Here is a 17,282-nt window from a genome sequence, read left to right on the forward strand (position 1 = left end):
TGGTCCAGCTTCCGGAAGGCCTCTTGATCAGCGCGTATCCAGCAACACGGCCCGTGGACCGTGTGACCTCGGACGTCGACACAGAAGCTTTTTCTGTCGGCTGACACGCATGACTTTGCAGCGGTCGACATAAGGGGGTTTCGCCACGGATCTTCCGGTAATTGGCGAAGCACACATCAAATCCACAACCTGGCTACCCCCGAGTACAGACGCGGGCGCCCGTCTTCCGACGAGCGCCCGACCCTTCCATACTGTTACTCAGCCGTGGCCGGCCTTGAGGAAGATCCCGCCGTCGACCACGAGGGTCTGGCCGGTGATCCAGTCGGCCTGGGACGAGGTCAGGAACGCGGCGGCGCCGCCGATGTCGGAGGGTACGCCGAGCCGGCCGAGCGGGTAGGCGGCGGCAGCCTCCTCTTCGCGGCCCTCGTAGAGCGCCTGCGCGAACTTCGTCTTCACGACGGCCGGGGCGATGGAGTTGACCCGCACCCCGGGCGCGTACTCGTACGCGAGCTGCAGGGTCAAGTTGTCCATCGCGGCCTTGCTGATGCCGTACGCGCCGATGAACGGCGAGGCCGAGAGGCCGGCGACGGACGTGATGTTCACGATCGCGCCGCCGTTCTCCTTCTGCCACGCGTGCCAGGTCTTCTGGGCGAGGCCGAGCGCCGAGACGACGTTGGTCTCGAAGACCTTGCGCGCCACGTTGAGGTCGAGGTCGGCGATCGGCCCGAACACCGGGTTCGTACCGGCGTTGTTGACGAGGAAGTCGACCCGCCCGAAGGCCTCCAGGGTGCGCTCGACGGCGACGGCCTGGTGGGCCTCGTCGTGGGCCTTGCCCGCCACGCCGATGACCCGGTCGGCGCCGAGTGTCTCGACGGCCTCCTTGAGCGCGTCCTCGTTGCGTCCCGTGATGCACACCCGGTCACCGCGCGCGAGCAGCGCCTCGGCGATGCCGTAGCCGATGCCCCGGCTGGCGCCGGTGATGAGGGCGACCTTGCCCGAGAGTTCCACAGTCGTCATGTTCGTGTCCCCCGGTCCTAGTCGAGCGGTCCGCCGGCGACGTACAGCACCTGGCCGGAGACGAATCCGGCGGCCTCGCCCGTGAAGAAGGCGATGGCGTTGGAGATGTCCTCGGGGTAGCCCACACGCTGCACGGGGATCTGGGTCGCGGCGGCGGCCTTGAAGTCCTCGAAGCCCATGCCGACGCGCTCGGCGGTGGCGGCGGTCATGTCGGTGGCGATGAAGCCGGGGGCGACGGCGTTCGCGGTGACGCCGAACTTGCCGAGTTCGAGGGCGAGGGTCTTGGTGAAGCCCTGGAGTCCGGCCTTGGCGGCGGAGTAGTTGACCTGGCCGCGGTTGCCCTGGGCGGAGGACGAGGACAGGTTGACGATCCGGCCGAACTTGGCGTCCACCATGTACTTCTGACAGGCCCTCGACATCAGGAAGGCGCCGCGCAGGTGCACGTTCATGACCGTGTCCCAGTCGGACACGCTCATCTTGAAGAGCAGGTTGTCGCGCAGGACGCCCGCGTTGTTGACGAGGATCGTGGGCCCGCCCAGCTCCTCGGCGATACGCGTCACCGCGGCCGCGACCTGGGCCTCGTCGGAGACGTCGCAGCCGACGGCGATCGCCTTGCCACCGGCGGCGGTGATCTTCTCCACGGTGTCCTTGCAGGCGGCCTCGTCGAGGTCGATCACCGCGACGGCGCGGCCCTCCGCCGCCAGTCGTACGGCGGTGGCGGCGCCGATGCCGCGCGCACCGCCAGTGACCACGGCGACCCGCTGCTCTGTGGTGGACATTGCTGGTTCTCCTCGCCCTTGAAAAGCCTGCGGCCCACGGTACGCCCTCAGGTGAGCGACCGCTTAGTACCTTCAGTACCCGTGACGCTAGAAGTCCTGGCACCCGGTGTCAACGCATGCCACCGCGGTGTGAGCCATTACCTGACCAGCAGGTCGAGCAGCCGTTCCAGCTCGGCGCCCGGATCAACGGTGAGCCCCGTGTGCACCGGTCCTGGCTGGACCACCGTCGAACGCGGCGCGATCAGCCAGCGAAAGCGTCGCCCCTCGTCGTCCGACCCCGCCTGACCTGCGGCGCTCCCGCCCGCGCAGACCCCCTCGACGGCACGCAGCGCGGCCCGCACACCGACCACGTCGGCCCGGGGGTCCAGTGCCAGCAGCTTGCTCTCGTCCAGATGGGTGCGCGCCGCCACGAAGGACTTGGCACGGCAGTACACCAGGACGCCGGCGTTGAAGCACTCGCCTCGTTCGATCCGGGGTACGACCCGCAGCAGCGCGTACTCGAAGACGTCCCGCTCGCTCACTTATCCCCCTCGATGCCCTTGATGCCCACGTTGCCCTCAACGCCCTTGATACGCTTGTGGATGACGGCGGCGCGCGCGAGAAGCGGCTGAGCGTAGGCCCGCCGGAGCGCGTCCGGCGAGTCGAAACCGGGTTCGTCCGCGAGCCACTCGTCGGGGATCTCGGCGGTCACCTCGGCGAGCAGTTCCTCGGTGACCAGCGGGGCCAGTTCCGCGGCGGCCGAGGCGATGTCAGGGGCGAACCGCGCGAGCGCATGCTCACGGACGTCGTACGGCTTGGCGGCGGAGGTGTGGGCGCCGGGCCAGTGGTGATGCCAGATCATCGTGGCGCCGTGGTCGATGAGCCACAGGTCGCCTTGCCACATCAGCAGGTTGGGGTTGCGCCAGGACCGGTCGACGTTGTTGACGAGCGCGTCGAACCACACGACCCGTCCGGCGTCCTCGGAACTCACCTCGAACGCGAGGGGATCGAAGCCGAGCGCCCCCGACAGGAAGGCCATGCCGAGGTTGATGCCGCCGCTCGACCTGAGCAGCCCCTGCACCTCCTGGTCGGGCTCACCGAGACCCAGCACCGGATCGAGGGCGAGCGTCACCAGCCCCGGCACCCGCAGCCCCAGCCTGCGCGCCAGTTCACCGCAGACGACCTCGGCGACAAGTGTTTTGCGGCCCTGTCCCGCGCCGGTGAATTTCATGACGTACGCGCCGAGATCGTCGCCCTCGACGAGTCCCGGCAGCGAACCGCCCTCCCGCAACGGTGTGATGTAGCGGGTCGCGGTGACCTCTTTCAGCATTTCCCCAGGCCACCCGTCTCTTCAACCTGCGATCCACGAAGTGAGCATAGTAACCAGGGGTGATCGCCCCACGGCTCCGCCCGGCCCGCACGAACTGCTCTGCCGCGGCGACCTCATGTCGGCGGTCCCGCCGGGAGCGGCCCGACCGTCCGGCTCACGCCCGCCCGGCCCGCGCGAGCGACTACATGACGATTGACAATGACTTCCACGGCCAGCGGTAAAAGATTTGCAATATTCCATTGCCTGGTGAAATGATGACCTCTCTGGCATTCCTCGCACGAGGGAACCTCCGCGTTCCCTGCGAACATTGATGTTCGCACCCCTTTTCGGCCTTTCTGAAGCCGGAATGAATCTCTCCTCGAAGCCGGGCGGATGAGAACAAGGTCATAGCGCGCAGAAGAACCCGAGCGCCCCCAACGCCGTTGACCACACGATTTCGGCCAGCGGCGGGGGTGCGGTGCGATTCCCCTCGGCCCCATACCGGGAGGAGCCCACCTGGATCACCCGCGCACCCGTCACATTGCGCGGGACGATCGGCCAAGGGCAGACAAATCGCTGGTTGGGGGCATCCGGAATGGCCAGATCCGGGCGAGGCGACGTTCCTGTTCGTCCGGTGTTCTACAAGAATCCTCAATTGGAGTACGAAATTCCGGTTGACTCGCGCGGCATAGCTCGTTTACGCCATGGATCTTTGACAGTCGCAAGGAGGGGTTTTTAGACTCGCCGAGTTCTGTGACCTGCTCCGTCAGGGGTCTTGAGAGCTAGACGAGTCTTGGGGGGACGATGAGTCGTGCACCGGAACCGCCAGTTCTGGCAATTGCAGGGAACGCCTCGGGAGCCGGAACGGCAGTCATGCCGCCGGCAATGACAACCGAGGCATGGCGGGTCCTCGTGGTCGAAGGCGACGCCCGATACGCGGATTCCCTGCTCCATGGTTTACGCCGCCATGGACACGAAGTGGACGTGGTCGAGCGAGGCGGGGCGGCGCTGCAGGTGTACGGGCACGCCGATCTCGTCCTGATCGATCTGGAGCTGCCCGACCTGGACGGGCTGGAGGTCTGCCGGGCCATCAGGACCGTCTCCGACATTCCCATCATCGCCCTCACCGCTCGCGGCACCGAGCTGGACCGGGTCCTCGGCCTTCAGGCGGGTGCGGACGACTACATGGTCAAGCCGTACGGGTTCCGGGAACTGATGGCCCGGATGCAGGCGGTGATGCGACGGGCCCGGCCCACGCCCCGGTCCGTCGACGTCATTTCGCACGGCCCGCTCAGAATCGACGCCGGCTCCCGTGAGGTGAGCCTCTACGGAAAACCCGTCATTGTCACCCGTAAGGAATTCGATCTCCTGCATGTACTGGCCTCCCATCCGGGCAGTGTCATTCCACGGAATCGACTCATGCAGCAGGTATGGGGTGATTCCTGGTCCCGGCGGACTGTCGACACACATGTCAGCAGTCTGCGAAACAAACTGGGGGCCAGTGACTGGATCATCAACATCCGAGGAGTCGGGTTCAGGCTCGGCAACGGATGAATTCCGAATGGATCTCCCGAGGTGCAGTATTTTCCGTTCATCCGCCGCGGCGGGAAACAACTGACGCCCGGCCCACAGAAAGGCAGCAGAAAATCCCGCCGGGGCGGGGCGAGCGAAGTGCCGCTCCGCCCCGAGCTGCGTCCGCGACACCCACGCCCCGTTCTCCGTCCGGTCGTCCAGTCGATCTTTCGCCGACAGACCCCGCCCGACCTGCGGATCTGGCATTCATCTGACATGGATCTGAGCCGGAGCCCACATACTCGCGCGCGATTTGTGAAACCTGACAGAACCCTGAGCCCAGGTCTGTTGCGACCGGAGACCGGCCTCACAGAGGCTTGTTGTCAAGGGCCCGTACGCAGATTTTCCTGATGCGGCGGGGACGCGGTCGACCACTCAGTCATCAGTGTCCGGGAACCAGGGAGCCGCGTGTTGCGCCGTTCGTTCACCGCGGATTCCGCCTTCACGGAACGCCGCCCGGCCCCGAACACACGCCGCGCTGACGGTTCCTCCCCGACCACCGATGCGCGACCGCCACTTCCTGGCGCGCGTTTCCTCGCGAGCGACAAGAGAGGGCATTGACATGACCATGGGCATTTCATCGACCCGGAGCATCGCGGACCTCCTGCTGCGGGCCGCCGAACACCACCCCGAGTCCGGCCTCCTCTACCAACAGGGTGGCACCCACTCCGGCGACTCACGGTTCCAGTCGTATCCCGAACTCGCCGACGAGGCCCTCAGGGTGCTCACCGGCCTCCGCGGCCGGGGCCTCACCCCGCAGGACAAGGTCGTCCTGCTCCTGGAACGCCCGCACGAATTCCTGCCCGCCTTCTGGGCCTGTCTGCTCGGCGGCTTCGTCCCTGTCCCGATGGCACCTCTCGGCGGCGATCCCGAGCGCTGGGCCGCCCAGCTCGGCCATGTCAACGCGCTCCTCGACCAGCCGCTGATCGTCACCACCGAGGAGCTCGCGGCCGAACTGCCGCCCATGGAGGGCCTCGGCATCACCCCGCTGGCCGGCCTGTACGCCGCCGAAGCCGCCGACCTGGTCCACGTGGCCGCGCCGGAGGACACCGCGCTCCTGGTACTGACCTCAGGCTCCACCGGCAACTCCAAGGCCGTCCGGCTCACCCACGCCAACCTGCTCGCCTCCATGGCCGCCAAGAACGGCTACCACCGGCTCGGCCCCGACGACATCTCCCTCAACTGGGTCTCCTTCGACCACGTGGCCGCCCTCCTGGAATGCCACCTGCTGCCCCTGTCCACGGGCTCCGTCCAACTGCACGTCGAAGCCGCCGTGATCCTCGGGGAGCCGCTGGAGTTCCTGCGACTGGTCTCCCGGCACGGCGTCACCATGACCTTCACCCCCAACTTCCTGCTGGGCCTCCTGAACGCGTCCGCCGACCGGCTCGAGGAGACCGGGCCCGTCGACCTGTCCCGGCTGCGCCACATCATCAGCGGCGGCGAGGCAGTGGTCCGCACCACCGGGGAAACCTTCCTTCACCGCTTCGCGCCCCACGGGCTGCGCCCCGACGCCCTGTGGCCCGCCTTCGGGATGACGGAGACCTGCGCCGGCTCCATCTACTCCCAGGCGTTCCCGGCCTTCGACCAGGGCAACGAGTTCGCCAACCTGGGCGCCCCCGTCGAGGGCCTGCGCCTACGCGTCGTCGACGAGCAGGACCGGGAGCTCGGCGAGGGCGAGGTCGGGGAACTCCAGCTCACCGGGCCCATGATCACCCCGGGCTACTACAACAACGAGCAGGCCACGCGGGACGCCTTCACCGCCGACGGCTGGTTCCGCAGTGGCGACCTCGGCCGACTCGACGAGGGCCGGCTCACCCTCGTCGGCCGCAGCAAGGACAGCATCATCGTCAATGGCGTCAACTACTTCAGCCACGACATCGAGACGGTGCTGGAGCAGCTGGACGGCGTCGCCCGCTCCTACGTCGCCGCCTTCCCGACCCGCGCCCCGGGCAGCGACACCGAGCAGCTCGTCGTCGCCTTCCACCCGGAGACCGAGGACGGCGACGAACTCGCCCTGTACCGGGTGCTGTCGGCGTTGCGCTCCGGTGTCGTGATGCACTGGGGCTTCCGCCCCGCACTGATCCTGCCGCTCCCCAAGGACGCCTTCCCGAAGACCAGCCTGGGCAAGATCCAGCGCTCCCTCATGCGCAGGCGGCTCGAGGGCGGCGCCTACGAGCCGGTCACCCGGTCCGTCGCGGACCTGGTCCTGCGCCGGCTCGGCGGATACACCGCGCCCGAGGGCGAGACCGAGCGGACCCTCGCCCAGATCTACGCCGAGATGTTCGACACCGACCCGGAGAAGCTCAGCGCCACCGCCAACTTCTTCGACCTGGGCGGCACGTCGCTGGACATCCTGCGGCTGCGCAGCATGGTCGCCCAGCGGCTCGGCGCGCACGACCTCCAGATCATCACCGTGCTGCTGGCCCCCACCGTCCGTGAACTGGCGGCGCGGCTGGGCGACGACGCGGCGACGGTACGGCCGTACGACCCGATCGTCCCGATGCAGGTCGCCGGCGACAAGACGCCGCTGTTCTGCGTCCACCCGGGCGTCGGCGAGGTCCTCGTCTTCGTCAACCTCGCCAAGTACTTCGTGGGCGACCGGCCGTTCTACGCGCTGCGAGCGCGCGGCTTCAACGCCGGCGAGAAGCCCTTCGAGAGCTTCGAGGAGATGGTCTCCACCTACGTCGACGCGATCCGTGCCAAGCAGCCGCACGGCCCGTACGCCGTCGCCGGTTACTCCTACGGCGGCGCCGTCGCCTTCGAGATCGCCAAGGTCCTCGAAGCGCAGGGCGAGCGCGTCGACTTCGTCGGCAGCTTCAACCTGCCCCCGCACATCAAGTACCGCATGAACGAACTGGACTTCGTCGAGACCGCCGCCAACCTGGCGTTCTTCCTGGCGCTCATCGACAAGAAGCAGTCCCTCGACCTGCCGGAGCAGTTGCGCCACCTCTCCCGGGACGAGCAGCTCGCGCACTTCATCGACATCGCGCCGAAGGCCCGGCTCGCCGAACTCGACCTCACCCTCGAGAAGTTCACCGCGTGGGCCACTCTCGCCGACGGGCTCACCGACCTGGGCCGCACCTACGCGCCCGGCGGCTCGGTGCGTTCGATGTCCGTCTTCTACGCGATACCGCTGCGCGGCACCAAGGAGGACTGGCTGAAGAACGAGCTGAGCCGGTGGGACGAGCACTGCCCCGACGTCCGCTACCTGGACGTGCCGGGCGAGCACTACACCTTGATGGGCCCGAACCATGTGGCCGTCTTCCAGTCGATCCTGCGCAAGGAACTCGACCGCGCGCTCGGTGACGCCGGCTGACACCCCGACCCGACCACTGAGGAGAACACGATGAACGGCAAGAAGATCCTGGTCACCGGGGGCACCGGACAGGTCGCCGGCCCGGTGGCCAAGGCCCTCGCCAAGGACAACGAGGTCTGGGCGCTCGGCCGGTTCGGCACCCCCGGCTCCGAGGTGGCGCTCACCGAGCACGGCGTCACCACGTTCCGCTGGGACATGGACGACACCGGGGAGGACACCCTCAAGGGGCTGCCCGAAGACTTCACCCACGTCATCCACTCCGCCGTACGACGCGGCGAGGACGGCGACTTCAACACCGCGATCGAGGTCAACACGGTCTCCACCGCCCGGCTGATGACCCACTGCCGGGGCGCCGAGGCGTTCCTGTACGTCTCCACCGGAGCCCTGTACGCGCGCCAGACCCTGGACCACGCCTACACCGAGGACGACCCGGTCGACGGAGTCGCCGACTGGATGCCTGTCTACCCCGTCGCCAAGATCGCCACCGAGGGCGTGGTCCGCGCGTACGCCCGCACTCTGGGCCTGCCGACCGTCATCGCCCGGCTCAACATCGCCTACGGCCCCGGCGGCTACGGCGGCGTGCCGATGCTCTACTTCAAGCGGATGCTGGCCGGCGAGCCCATCCCGGTGCCCGTAGAGGGCCAGAACTGGTGCTCCCTGCTGTACACCGACGACCTGATCGGCCAGGTGCCCCGGCTGTGGGAGGCGGCGTCGGTGCCGGCCGTCCTCACCAACTGGGGCGGTGACGAGGCTGTCGGCATGACCGACTGCGTCCGCTACCTGGAGGAGCTGACCGGGGTCGAGGCGAAGCTGGTGCCGAGCGAGGTCACCCGGGAGACGTACCAGTTCGACCCGACACTGCGCAGGCGCCTGACGGGTCCCTGCGAGACCGGCTGGCGCGAGGGCATCCGCCGCACCGTCGAGTCCATGTATCCCGAGTACGCGAAGTGACGAGGAGAAACAGCCCGGTGAACACGAAGCAGAGCAACATCCATCTCATCCACGCGGCGTACCAGGCGTTCCACTCCCGGGACGTGGGCGCGCTGCTGGCCGTCCTCTCCGAGGACGTGGAGTGGATCCACCCCGAGGGGATGCACGAGTACGGCCTCGGCGGCACCAAGGTGGGTCACGCCGGTGTCAAGGAGTTCCTGGCCCATGTGCCCACCGTGCTGGGCGGGATGCGCCTGCACCCGTTGGAGTTCGTGCACTCCGGCGACCGGGTCGTGGTCTTCGGCGTACGGGACGTCACCTCGCGCTCCGGGCACACCGAGTCCCTGGACTTCGTGCACTCCTGGACCCTCCGGGACGGCCGGGCTGTCCGTATGGAGGACATCTTCGACACGGTTGTCTTCCATCGCCTGATAGAGAGCTGACGACCGATCATGACGTACGCCTATCTGGGCCCGGAGGGCACGTTCACCCAGGCGGCGCTTCGCCAGGTCATGCCCGTCGGGCGCGGCCGTCCCTACCCCACGGTCCCCGCGGCGCTGGACGCGGTGCGCCGTGGGGACTGCGCGGCGGCCATGGTGCCGCTGGAGAACTCCGTGAAGGGCGTGGTGCCCAGCACCATGGACCAGCTGGTCTCGGCGGAGTTGCACATCACGGCGGAGGTGGAGGTGCCGGTGACCTTCGCGCTGATGGCCCGGGACGGCATCGAACTCACCGCTGTCACCGAGGTGTTGAGTCATCCGCACGCACTCGCCCAGTGCGCGGTCTGGCTCGCGGAGCACCTGCCCGGGGTGCGTGTACGGCCCGTGGAGTCCACGGCGGCGGCGGCGCGCGAGGTGGCCGAGACGGCGTCGGCTGCGGGGGCCGCCGCAGTCGCGGCCCCGTTGGCGGCGGACCTGTACGGCCTCTCGACCCTCGCCACCGGCATCGGCCAGCGGGCCGGGGCGGTCACCCGGTTCGTCTCGGTCGCCCCGGCGTGGTTCCCGCAGGCGCGAACCTGGCTGGACCGTACCTCCCTGATGGTGAACCCCGGCGACGGCCCCGGCCGGCTGATCGGCATCCTCACCGAGTTCTCCTCCCGGAACATCGAGGTCAGCCGGCTCCACTCCTGGCCCACCGGCGATCGCCTCGGCAGCTACCGCTACTTCATCGACGTCGACGGCCACATCGAGAACCCGCCCGTCCGCGACGCGATGTCCGCGATCGCCGGGCTCGGTGCGGGGGCCCGCTTCCTGGGCAGCTATCCGCGCTGGGGGCAGCGGGAGAAGGAGGCGGCCTGACCACGGGACCGCCCGCCACCCACACACCCGCACACCTCCTCTCCGTCCCCCACACGACCACCCCACCACCACCCCGGAGCGTGAACCCGTGCCCACCCTTTTGCACCTCGACACCAGCCCGCGGATCGAGTCGACCACGCGGCGGGTCACCGCCGAGTTCGCCGCGTCCTGGCGGGCGGCCAACCCGGAGGGGACCTACGTCCACCGGGACCTGGCCGCGCAGCCCGTGGCGCATGTCGACGCCGAGCAGATCGCGGTGATGCACCGACTGGAGAGCGATGAGGTGCGCGACCTCGACGCGGCCCGCGACGCGGCCGTCACCCCCGAGGAGAAGGCGAGCTGGGCCATCACCTGGGGTCTCGTCGAGGAGGTGCGGGCCGCCGACACGCTCGTCCTCGGGCTGCCCATGCACAACTTCTCGCTGCCCGCCACCTTCAAGGCATGGTTCGACCGGGTCGTGATCCCGCCGCTGGTGGTCGACCCCACGACGGGCACCGGTCCCCTCTCCGGCAAGCAGGTCGTGGTGATCACGGCCCGCGGCGGCGCCTACGGACCGGGTACGCCCCGGGCCGCGTACGACTTCCAGGAGCCCTACCTCAAGGCCGCGTTCAGCATGGTCGCCCTTGCCGACGACCTCACCTTCCTGCACGCCGAGATGACGAAGTCCGGCCATGTGCCCCGGCTCGCCGGGTTCCAGGACATGGCCGCCACCTCCCTGAAGCAGGCCCTCGAAGGAGCGCGGGTTCAGGCCCAGCGCGTCCCGGTCTGATGGTCCGGTCCGGGGTGCTCGTTGGCCCCGGACCGGTGACCTGCCTGCGGTACGGCGAGTGTCCGACGGCTAGCGGGCGTCGTAGCTTCGGCGGGACATGCCGATGTACTCCCGGTGACGCTCGGACCACTGGATGAGTGAACTCACCTCCTTGGACAGTGTGTGCCCGACCGGTGTCAGTTCGTAGTCGACCCGGGGCGGCGTGGTCGGGGTGACGGTCCGGATGACCAGGCCGTCACGCTCCAGACTGCGCAGCGTCAGGGTGAGCATCCGCTGCGAGATGCCGTCGATGGAGCGCCGCAGATCCGAGTAGCGCCGTGGGCCGTCGCCGAGCAGCGCCATGATCAGAACACTCCATTTGTCACCCACCCGGTCCAACACGTCCCGCAGCCGACAGGTGGTCAATGCCTCGCTGACCTGGTCGGGAACATCCATGTGCGTAGCGCTCTTTGAGGTGCCGTCTTCTGCCACACCAGCAGCATCGCCCAGAATTCCGGTGAGAACAAGAAGTGACCAGCGCACTGTCTGTGCGTGCCTCCGGCATGCCGTGCAGCGCTGCCGTACACCCGGTACCAGGATCCGAGGAGCATCATGGCCGTCGACTCGAGTGCGCTGAGCGCGCTGCCTCCCCGCAAGGGGCCTCGGCCCGCCACAACCGGCCGGGAGATCCCGCACGACCAGATCGAGGACTTCTCCCCGCCGGAGATCCGGGCCGCGCTGATCGCCCGCGCGGAGGCCCTGCCGGGCGTGTTCATGACCCAGAGCCAGGTCTCGGAGCCGTCCTCCCTGGCGCTGCGCCTGAACAAGAAGAACCGGGCCTTCGAGGCGTTCCTGCACCCGTCGGTGGACGAGTTCGGGCACATCCACCGCACCGGCTTCATGCACCTCACGGTGCCGATGGAGTCGCTCGGAGCGCTGACCGAGCTGGGCTGGATCGAACCGCACCCGATCACCCGGCGGCCGGAGTTCCCCAGCAGCATCGTCATGCTCTACGCCCCGCGCGACGCCGACGAGCTGGAGGTCGTCGCGACGGTGATGCAGGCGTCGTACGAGCAGGCCATGCGCTAAGGCCATGCGCTGGGGCCTTTTGTGGTCCGCCCGGCAACAGATCATCCATACAACGATTCTGACGATTCATCAGGAAGCGAGAACATTCCATGCGCGCAGTAACCATCGACGACTTCGGTACCACCCCCGCCGTCACCGAGCTGGCCAAGCCGGAGCCGGGGCCGGGTGAGATCCTGGTCAAGGTGCACGCCTCGTCGCTGAACGGCTTCGACGGCGCGGTGATCTACGGCGTGTTCAAGGACATGCTGGAGCACAAGTTCCCGGTCACGCTCGGCAAGGACTTCGCGGGTACGGTCGAGGCGGTCGGCGAGGGCGTGGCGCGCGCCGCCGGCGACCGGGTGTTCGGCGTGGTGATGAAGCCGGTCGTCTCCGACGGCGCCTTCGCCGAGTACGTCGTGGTCGCCGAGGGCTACGGCATCGCGGCCGTCCCGGAGACCGTGGACCTCGAGCGGGCCGGTGCGCTGGGCCTCGCGGGCACGGCCGCCGCGGGCGCCGTAGACGCGATCGCGCCGAAGGCGGGTGACACGGTCCTCGTCGTGGGCGCGACGGGCGGAGTGGGCGCGTACGCCGTCCAGTTGGCCGTGGCGAGCGGCGCGACGGTCGTCGCCACCGCGAAGCCGGGCGCCGAGACGGAGTTCGTCAGCGGCCTCGGCGCGGCGCACGTGGTGGACCACACCGGTGACGTCGACGCGCAGGTCCGCGCGATCGCGCCGAACGGTGTGACGGCCGCCGTCCACCTGGCCGGTGACCCGGAGCAGGTCGTGAAGCTGCTGGCCGAGGGCGGCCGGCTCGCCTCCACCCTGGGCTTCGGCCCCGAGCAGGCCGGGCGCGGTGACATCACGGTGACCTCCGTGATGGCCAACCCCGACACGGCCACGCTGGACCGACTCGCCGCCGCCGTCGCCGCCGGCGAGCTCCAGGTGCCGATCGGCCAGACGTACCCGCTCGACTCGGTGGCCGAGGCTGTGGGCGCGTTCGGTGCGGGCACCGTCGGCAAGATCGCCATCTCCGTCGCCTGACCCGACGCCGACGGCCGTGCGCGGCGGCGTCGTCGCCGCGCACGGCCGAATGGTCCCGCCCATCCTCTCGCTGCCACACTGTCGAGTCGCCCGGAGACTGCCATGGATGCCAACGCACGCCCCGAAGACGCCGGTACCCACCCCGACTTCGACGGGATGTTCCAGATCGTCACCAGCTTCTGGGTGGCGCGGGCGGTGCACGCCGCCGCCGCGCTGGGCCTGCCCGACCGGCTCGCGGTCGAGCCCCGGACCGCCGCCGCACTGGCCGCCGACACCGGCACCGACCCCCGCTCCCTGGCCCGGCTGCTGCGCGCCCTGGCCGGTGTGGGCGTGGTGCGCTCGGACGCCGAGGGCCGCTACACGACCACCCCGCTCGGTGACACCCTGCGCTCGGACATCCCCGGTTCCCTCACGTCGTTCGTCGAGATGGAGCTGGGCGAGGCCCACCACGCCACCTGGGGGCTGCTGGCGGACTCCGTACGGTCGGGCGAACCGGTCTTCGAGCGGGCGGTGGGAAAGAAGATCTGGCAGTTCTTCGAGGACACCCCCGCCATGAACGCCCACCTCGGCAAGGCGATGACCGGGCTCACCGCGATGGTCGCCGACGCCGTCCTCGACGTCTACGACTTCGGCCCCCATGAGCGGATCGTGGACGTCGGCGGCGGCGAGGGCGGCTTCCTCGCCTCCATCCTCACCGCCCACCCCCAGGCGCACGGCGTCGTCCTCGATCTCCCGCACGTCGTGGCGCACGGCCACGAGCGGATCGAGGCCGCGGGCCTCGCGGACCGGTGCGAACTCGTCGGGGGGGACTTCTTCGAGAAGGTTCCCGAGGGCGGCGACCTCTACACGATGAAGTGGGTTCTGCACGACTGGGACGACGCCGGCGCCCTCGAGATCCTCAAGTCCTGCCGTCGGGCCATGGGCGACAACGCGCGTCTGCTCGTCGTGGACACGGTCGTCCCGGACGGCGACGACTTCTCGCCGAGCAAGATCATCGACCTCAACATGATGGTGCTCAGCGGCGGTCAGGAACGCACGGCCGAAGAGTTCCGGCAGCTCCTCGCGGCGGCCGGCTTCACCCTGACCCGCATCCTGCCCACCCGCTCACCGAGCAGCGTGGTGGAGGCAGTTCCCGCGCCGCTCGCCTGACGCCCACTCAACTCCCCTACCGCGTCCTGTTTTTCACATCGCTTCCGTTCACATCACTCCAGGAGTTTCCGTGTTCATCGCGTACGTCGTCGCCGCGAGCCTGCTCGCCCTTGTGCTCATCGCCTCCGGCAGAGCCAAACTCGTCCGGGACGAGAAGGTCACCGAGGGGATGCACAAGATCGGCGTGCCCGACAGCTGGTTCCCGCGGCTGTCGGCCCTGGAGATCAGTGGCGCGCTCGGCCTGATCGTCGGCATCTTCTACCGGCCGCTGGGCATCGCCGCCAGCGTCGGGATCATCCTCTACTTCATCGGCGCGATCATCACCCACCTCCGCGCCAAGGACACGAAGGGCCTGCCGATGCCGGCCGTCCTGATGGCGGTCGCGGCGGCTCCGCTGCTGTTCGGCATCGCGACCGTCTGACAATCTGACAGGGGAGAGAGCAATGTCCGACACGGTGAAGTCTCCGACTCCGGTCGACTTCTGGTTCGACCCGCTGTGCGCGTGGACCTGGGGGACCTCTCGCTGGCTGCTGGAGGCGGCGCGCTCTCGCGACCTCGACATCCGCTGGCATGTCATGAGCCTGGCCATCCTCAACGAGGGCCGGCTCGACCAGATCCCGGAGCAGTTCCACGACCTGGTGGGTCCCAAGGGGCTGCGCCCGGTACGGGTGATCGTCGCGGCCCAGCAGCAGCACGACGCCGACGCGGTCGCCCGGCTCTACACGGAACTGGGCACCCGCTTCCACAAGGAGGGCGAGACCCCCAGCCCCACCCTCGAAGCCATCGAGGAAGCGCTGACGGCGGCGGGTCTCCCGGCGGATCTGATCCAGTACGCCGACACGGAGACGTACGACGCCGAGGTCCGCGCCTCCCACGAGCGGTCCCAGGCCGCGGTGGGCGAGGAGTCGGGCAGCCCGGTGATCGCGGTGCCCGACGGCGCGGGAGAGCGGCGCGCCTTCTTCGGCCCCGTCCTCACGCCCGTCCCCAGGGGCGAGGAGGCCGTCCGCCTCTGGGACGCGCTCCTTCTCGCGGCCTCGGTGCCCGCTTTCGCGGAGCTGAAGCGGGCGCGGTCGGGGGGCCCGGTCTTCGACTGAGCGATGGATGACAGGCCCGGGCCCGGGTCTTCATGCCCGGGCCCGGGCCTTCGTGCGCGGTCCTGGGCTTGGGCGCGGCTCCGGCCTTCGTACGCGGTCCCGGCCGCAGGCCAGGGTCCCGGCCGCAGGCCAGGGTCCCGGCCGCAGGCCAGGGTCCCGGCCGCAGGCCAGGGTCCCGGACTTCTTCCACTTGCCCAGGCCTTCGGTCACGTGAGCCGGCCTTCGTCCGCAGATGCGGACGGAGGCCGGCTCTCGTATGCGGGGCCGGAGCCGGGCCGCCGGACGACGGCGTCCCGTCGCTTCGGTCGGTCACACATCCGGTGTCCCACCCATGTCACGGTTTTCCGCTCGGCTGCGTCGGTCCTGTTGAAGCACTTCACACGACGACGAACGAGAGGCGACAGGATGGGCACGGACGCACCGAAAGCGCAGCAGCGAAACCCCTGGCTGGTGCTGGCGGTACTCTGCGCGAGCTTCTTCATGACGCTGCTTGACACGACCATCGTCACGATCGCCATCCCCGAGATGGCCGCGGGGCTCGGCGCATCGCTGGACGACATCCTCTGGTTCGCCAACGCCTACATGCTCGTCTTCGCGGCGCTGCTGCTGCTCTCCGGACGGCTCGGCGACCGGTTCGGCGCACAGCGCGCCTTCACCGCCGGGCTCGCGATCTTCACCGTGGCCTCGGCGGTGTGCGGGTTCGTGGACACCCCGGGGCAGATGATCGCGGCCCGGGCGGTCCAGGGGCTCGGCGCCGCGGTGATGATGCCGCAGACCCTGGCCCTGATCAGCGCCGTCTTCCCGGCGGAGCGCCGCGGCGCGGCCTTCGGCGTGTGGTCCGCGGTCGCGGGCCTCGCCACCGTCGCGGGACCCACCGTCGGTGGCGCGCTGGTCTCCGGCCTGGACTGGCGCTGGATCTTCTTCATCAACGTCCCGATCGGCCTGGCGGCCCTGGTGGGCGCGTTCGTCGTGGTGCCCGACATTCGGACGGGGCAGCAGACCTCGCTTGACCTGCCGGGCGCGGTGCTGTCCACGGCCGGCCTCAGCCTGATCGTGTACGGCCTGATCGAGGGCCAGCGCTACGACTGGGGCACCATCGAGTCCTTCCTCAGCATCCCCCTGGTCCTGGTGCTCGGCGTGGCGCTCCTCGGGCTCTTCGCGTTGCACCAGCGGGCCCGCCAGGACCGCCGTCCGCTGGTCCCGTTCGAGCTGTTCCGCAGCCGCAGGTTCACCGTCTCCGCGATGCTCGGGGCGATGCTGCTCTTCGGTTCCATCGGCGTGCTGCTGCCGCTCACCCTCTATCTCCAGTCCGTCCTCGGGCTCTCGGCGGGCGAGGCCGGCCTCGCCCTGGTACCGGGACCGCTGGTCTCGCTGTTCGTGGCGCCCGTGGCGGGCAACGCCGTCGGCAGGCTGGGCGGCCGCAAGCTCCTCGTTCCCGGGCTGCTGATCTTCGGCGCCGGAATCGCCCTCACGGCGGCCATGGCGCGGGCGGACTCCAGCGTGTGGGCGATCATCCCCGGCCAGATCGTGTTCGGTGTCGGTATGGGCCTGGTGTTCGCGCCTACCAGCACCCTCGCGATGCAGGAGATCCCGCTGCGGCTGACCGGCGTCGCCTCCGGTGTTTTCACCACGTTCCGGCAGATCGGCGCCGTCGTCGGCGCGGCGACGGTCGGTGCGCTGCTCCAGAACCGGCTCGCCGCCGAGGGCGTACCGGAGGAGGTGCGGCAGCAGGCCGGCCGGCTCACGGACTCGGTGTACGCCGACGGTCTCACCGACGCCGTGCGCTCCGGCCTGTACCTGACGGTCGCGGTCGCCGTGGTCGCCGCAGCCCTCGCGCTGCTCCTGCCGCCCCCGGCCCCGCGACCGGAGCCGGAAGCACCCGCGGAGCCGCGCGCCGGGGCGGACGCGGCCCGGGCCGTGGATTAGGGCGCCTGGCCCCAGCCGCCTTTCCCGGATCTCAGCATTACTGCTTTCGCACCGTTT

General features: G+C 69.4%; 17 protein-coding genes. 12 read left to right on the forward strand and 5 right to left on the reverse strand.

Annotation, left to right across the window (positions count from 1 at the left end):
• Positions 1–258 precede the first annotated feature (258 nt).
• The 4 genes from ADL01_RS15575 to ADL01_RS15590 all read right to left on the reverse strand — a co-directional run bounded on the left by ADL01_RS15575 (position 259) and on the right by ADL01_RS15590 (position 3,105).
• The gene (locus ADL01_RS15575; protein WP_053742584.1) at positions 259–1,017 is read right to left on the reverse strand and encodes an SDR family oxidoreductase; all 759 of its coding nucleotides are present in this window, start codon (positions 1,015–1,017) and stop codon (positions 259–261) included.
• Positions 1,018–1,034: 17 nt separating this feature from the next.
• Positions 1,035–1,796: a 3-oxoacyl-ACP reductase FabG gene (gene fabG / locus ADL01_RS15580; protein ID WP_053742585.1), complete on the reverse strand. Its 762-nt coding sequence runs from the start codon at positions 1,794–1,796 to the stop codon at positions 1,035–1,037.
• A 137-nt stretch (positions 1,797–1,933) separates the two neighbouring features.
• On the reverse strand, positions 1,934–2,317 hold the full coding sequence (locus tag ADL01_RS15585) for a DUF3037 domain-containing protein (protein WP_053742586.1): 384 nt from the start codon (positions 2,315–2,317) through the stop codon (positions 1,934–1,936).
• Entirely contained in the window at positions 2,314–3,105 is a 792-nt protein-coding gene (locus ADL01_RS15590) for a HipA family kinase (protein WP_053742587.1), read from the reverse strand. Before ADL01_RS15590 ends, ADL01_RS15585 begins: the two co-directional genes overlap by 4 nt.
• An 864-nt stretch (positions 3,106–3,969) precedes the next feature.
• On the opposite strand from ADL01_RS15590, the gene ADL01_RS15595 reads away from it, so the two are divergent.
• From ADL01_RS15595 to ADL01_RS15620, 6 genes are all read left to right on the forward strand, one after another.
• Positions 3,970–4,638: a response regulator transcription factor gene (locus tag ADL01_RS15595; RefSeq protein WP_324614606.1), complete on the forward strand. Its 669-nt coding sequence runs from the start codon at positions 3,970–3,972 to the stop codon at positions 4,636–4,638.
• 586 nt (positions 4,639–5,224) lie between these two features.
• Positions 5,225–7,972, forward strand: coding sequence for a non-ribosomal peptide synthetase (locus ADL01_RS15600; protein WP_053742630.1), 2,748 nt, complete (start codon positions 5,225–5,227; stop codon positions 7,970–7,972).
• A gap of 30 nt (positions 7,973–8,002) precedes the next feature.
• Positions 8,003–8,923 (forward strand): NAD-dependent epimerase/dehydratase family protein, encoded by a 921-nt coding sequence (locus ADL01_RS15605; RefSeq protein ID WP_053742589.1) that lies wholly within the window; start codon positions 8,003–8,005, stop codon positions 8,921–8,923.
• Between the two features lie 17 nt (positions 8,924–8,940).
• Positions 8,941–9,345 (forward strand): nuclear transport factor 2 family protein, encoded by a 405-nt coding sequence (locus tag ADL01_RS15610; protein ID WP_053742590.1) that lies wholly within the window; start codon positions 8,941–8,943, stop codon positions 9,343–9,345.
• A gap of 9 nt (positions 9,346–9,354) precedes the next feature.
• Complete coding sequence (pheA, locus tag ADL01_RS15615; protein ID WP_053742591.1) at positions 9,355–10,200, forward strand: prephenate dehydratase; 846 nt, start codon at positions 9,355–9,357, stop codon at positions 10,198–10,200.
• An 88-nt stretch (positions 10,201–10,288) separates the two neighbouring features.
• Entirely contained in the window at positions 10,289–10,969 is a 681-nt protein-coding gene (locus tag ADL01_RS15620) for an FMN-dependent NADH-azoreductase (protein WP_053742592.1), read from the forward strand.
• A 69-nt stretch (positions 10,970–11,038) separates the two neighbouring features.
• Here the strand turns inward: ADL01_RS15620 and ADL01_RS15625 are convergent, their stop codons facing one another.
• On the reverse strand, positions 11,039–11,404 hold the full coding sequence (locus ADL01_RS15625; RefSeq protein WP_053742593.1) for a winged helix-turn-helix transcriptional regulator: 366 nt from the start codon (positions 11,402–11,404) through the stop codon (positions 11,039–11,041).
• Between the two features lie 156 nt (positions 11,405–11,560).
• Between ADL01_RS15625 and ADL01_RS15630 the strand changes: the two genes are divergently transcribed.
• From ADL01_RS15630 to ADL01_RS15655, 6 genes are all read left to right on the forward strand, one after another.
• Positions 11,561–12,037: a luciferase family protein gene (locus ADL01_RS15630; protein ID WP_053742594.1), complete on the forward strand. Its 477-nt coding sequence runs from the start codon at positions 11,561–11,563 to the stop codon at positions 12,035–12,037.
• An 89-nt stretch (positions 12,038–12,126) separates the two neighbouring features.
• Positions 12,127–13,056, forward strand: coding sequence for an NADP-dependent oxidoreductase (locus ADL01_RS15635; protein WP_053742595.1), 930 nt, complete (start codon positions 12,127–12,129; stop codon positions 13,054–13,056).
• Between the two features lie 102 nt (positions 13,057–13,158).
• The gene (locus ADL01_RS15640; RefSeq protein ID WP_199834834.1) at positions 13,159–14,205 is read left to right on the forward strand and encodes a methyltransferase; all 1,047 of its coding nucleotides are present in this window, start codon (positions 13,159–13,161) and stop codon (positions 14,203–14,205) included.
• A 70-nt stretch (positions 14,206–14,275) separates the two neighbouring features.
• A complete protein-coding gene (locus ADL01_RS15645) occupies positions 14,276–14,626 on the forward strand; it encodes a DoxX family protein (protein ID WP_053742596.1) in 351 nt (116 codons plus the stop codon).
• Positions 14,627–14,648: 22 nt separating this feature from the next.
• A complete protein-coding gene (locus ADL01_RS15650; protein ID WP_053742597.1) occupies positions 14,649–15,299 on the forward strand; it encodes a DsbA family protein in 651 nt (216 codons plus the stop codon).
• Between the two features lie 405 nt (positions 15,300–15,704).
• A complete protein-coding gene (locus tag ADL01_RS15655) occupies positions 15,705–17,225 on the forward strand; it encodes a DHA2 family efflux MFS transporter permease subunit (RefSeq protein ID WP_053742598.1) in 1,521 nt (506 codons plus the stop codon).
• The last annotated feature ends 57 nt before the right edge of the window (positions 17,226–17,282 follow it).

It is taken from the genome of Streptomyces sp. NRRL WC-3618 (genome assembly GCF_001280005.1).
Lineage (GTDB): Bacteria > Actinomycetota > Actinomycetes > Streptomycetales > Streptomycetaceae > Streptomyces.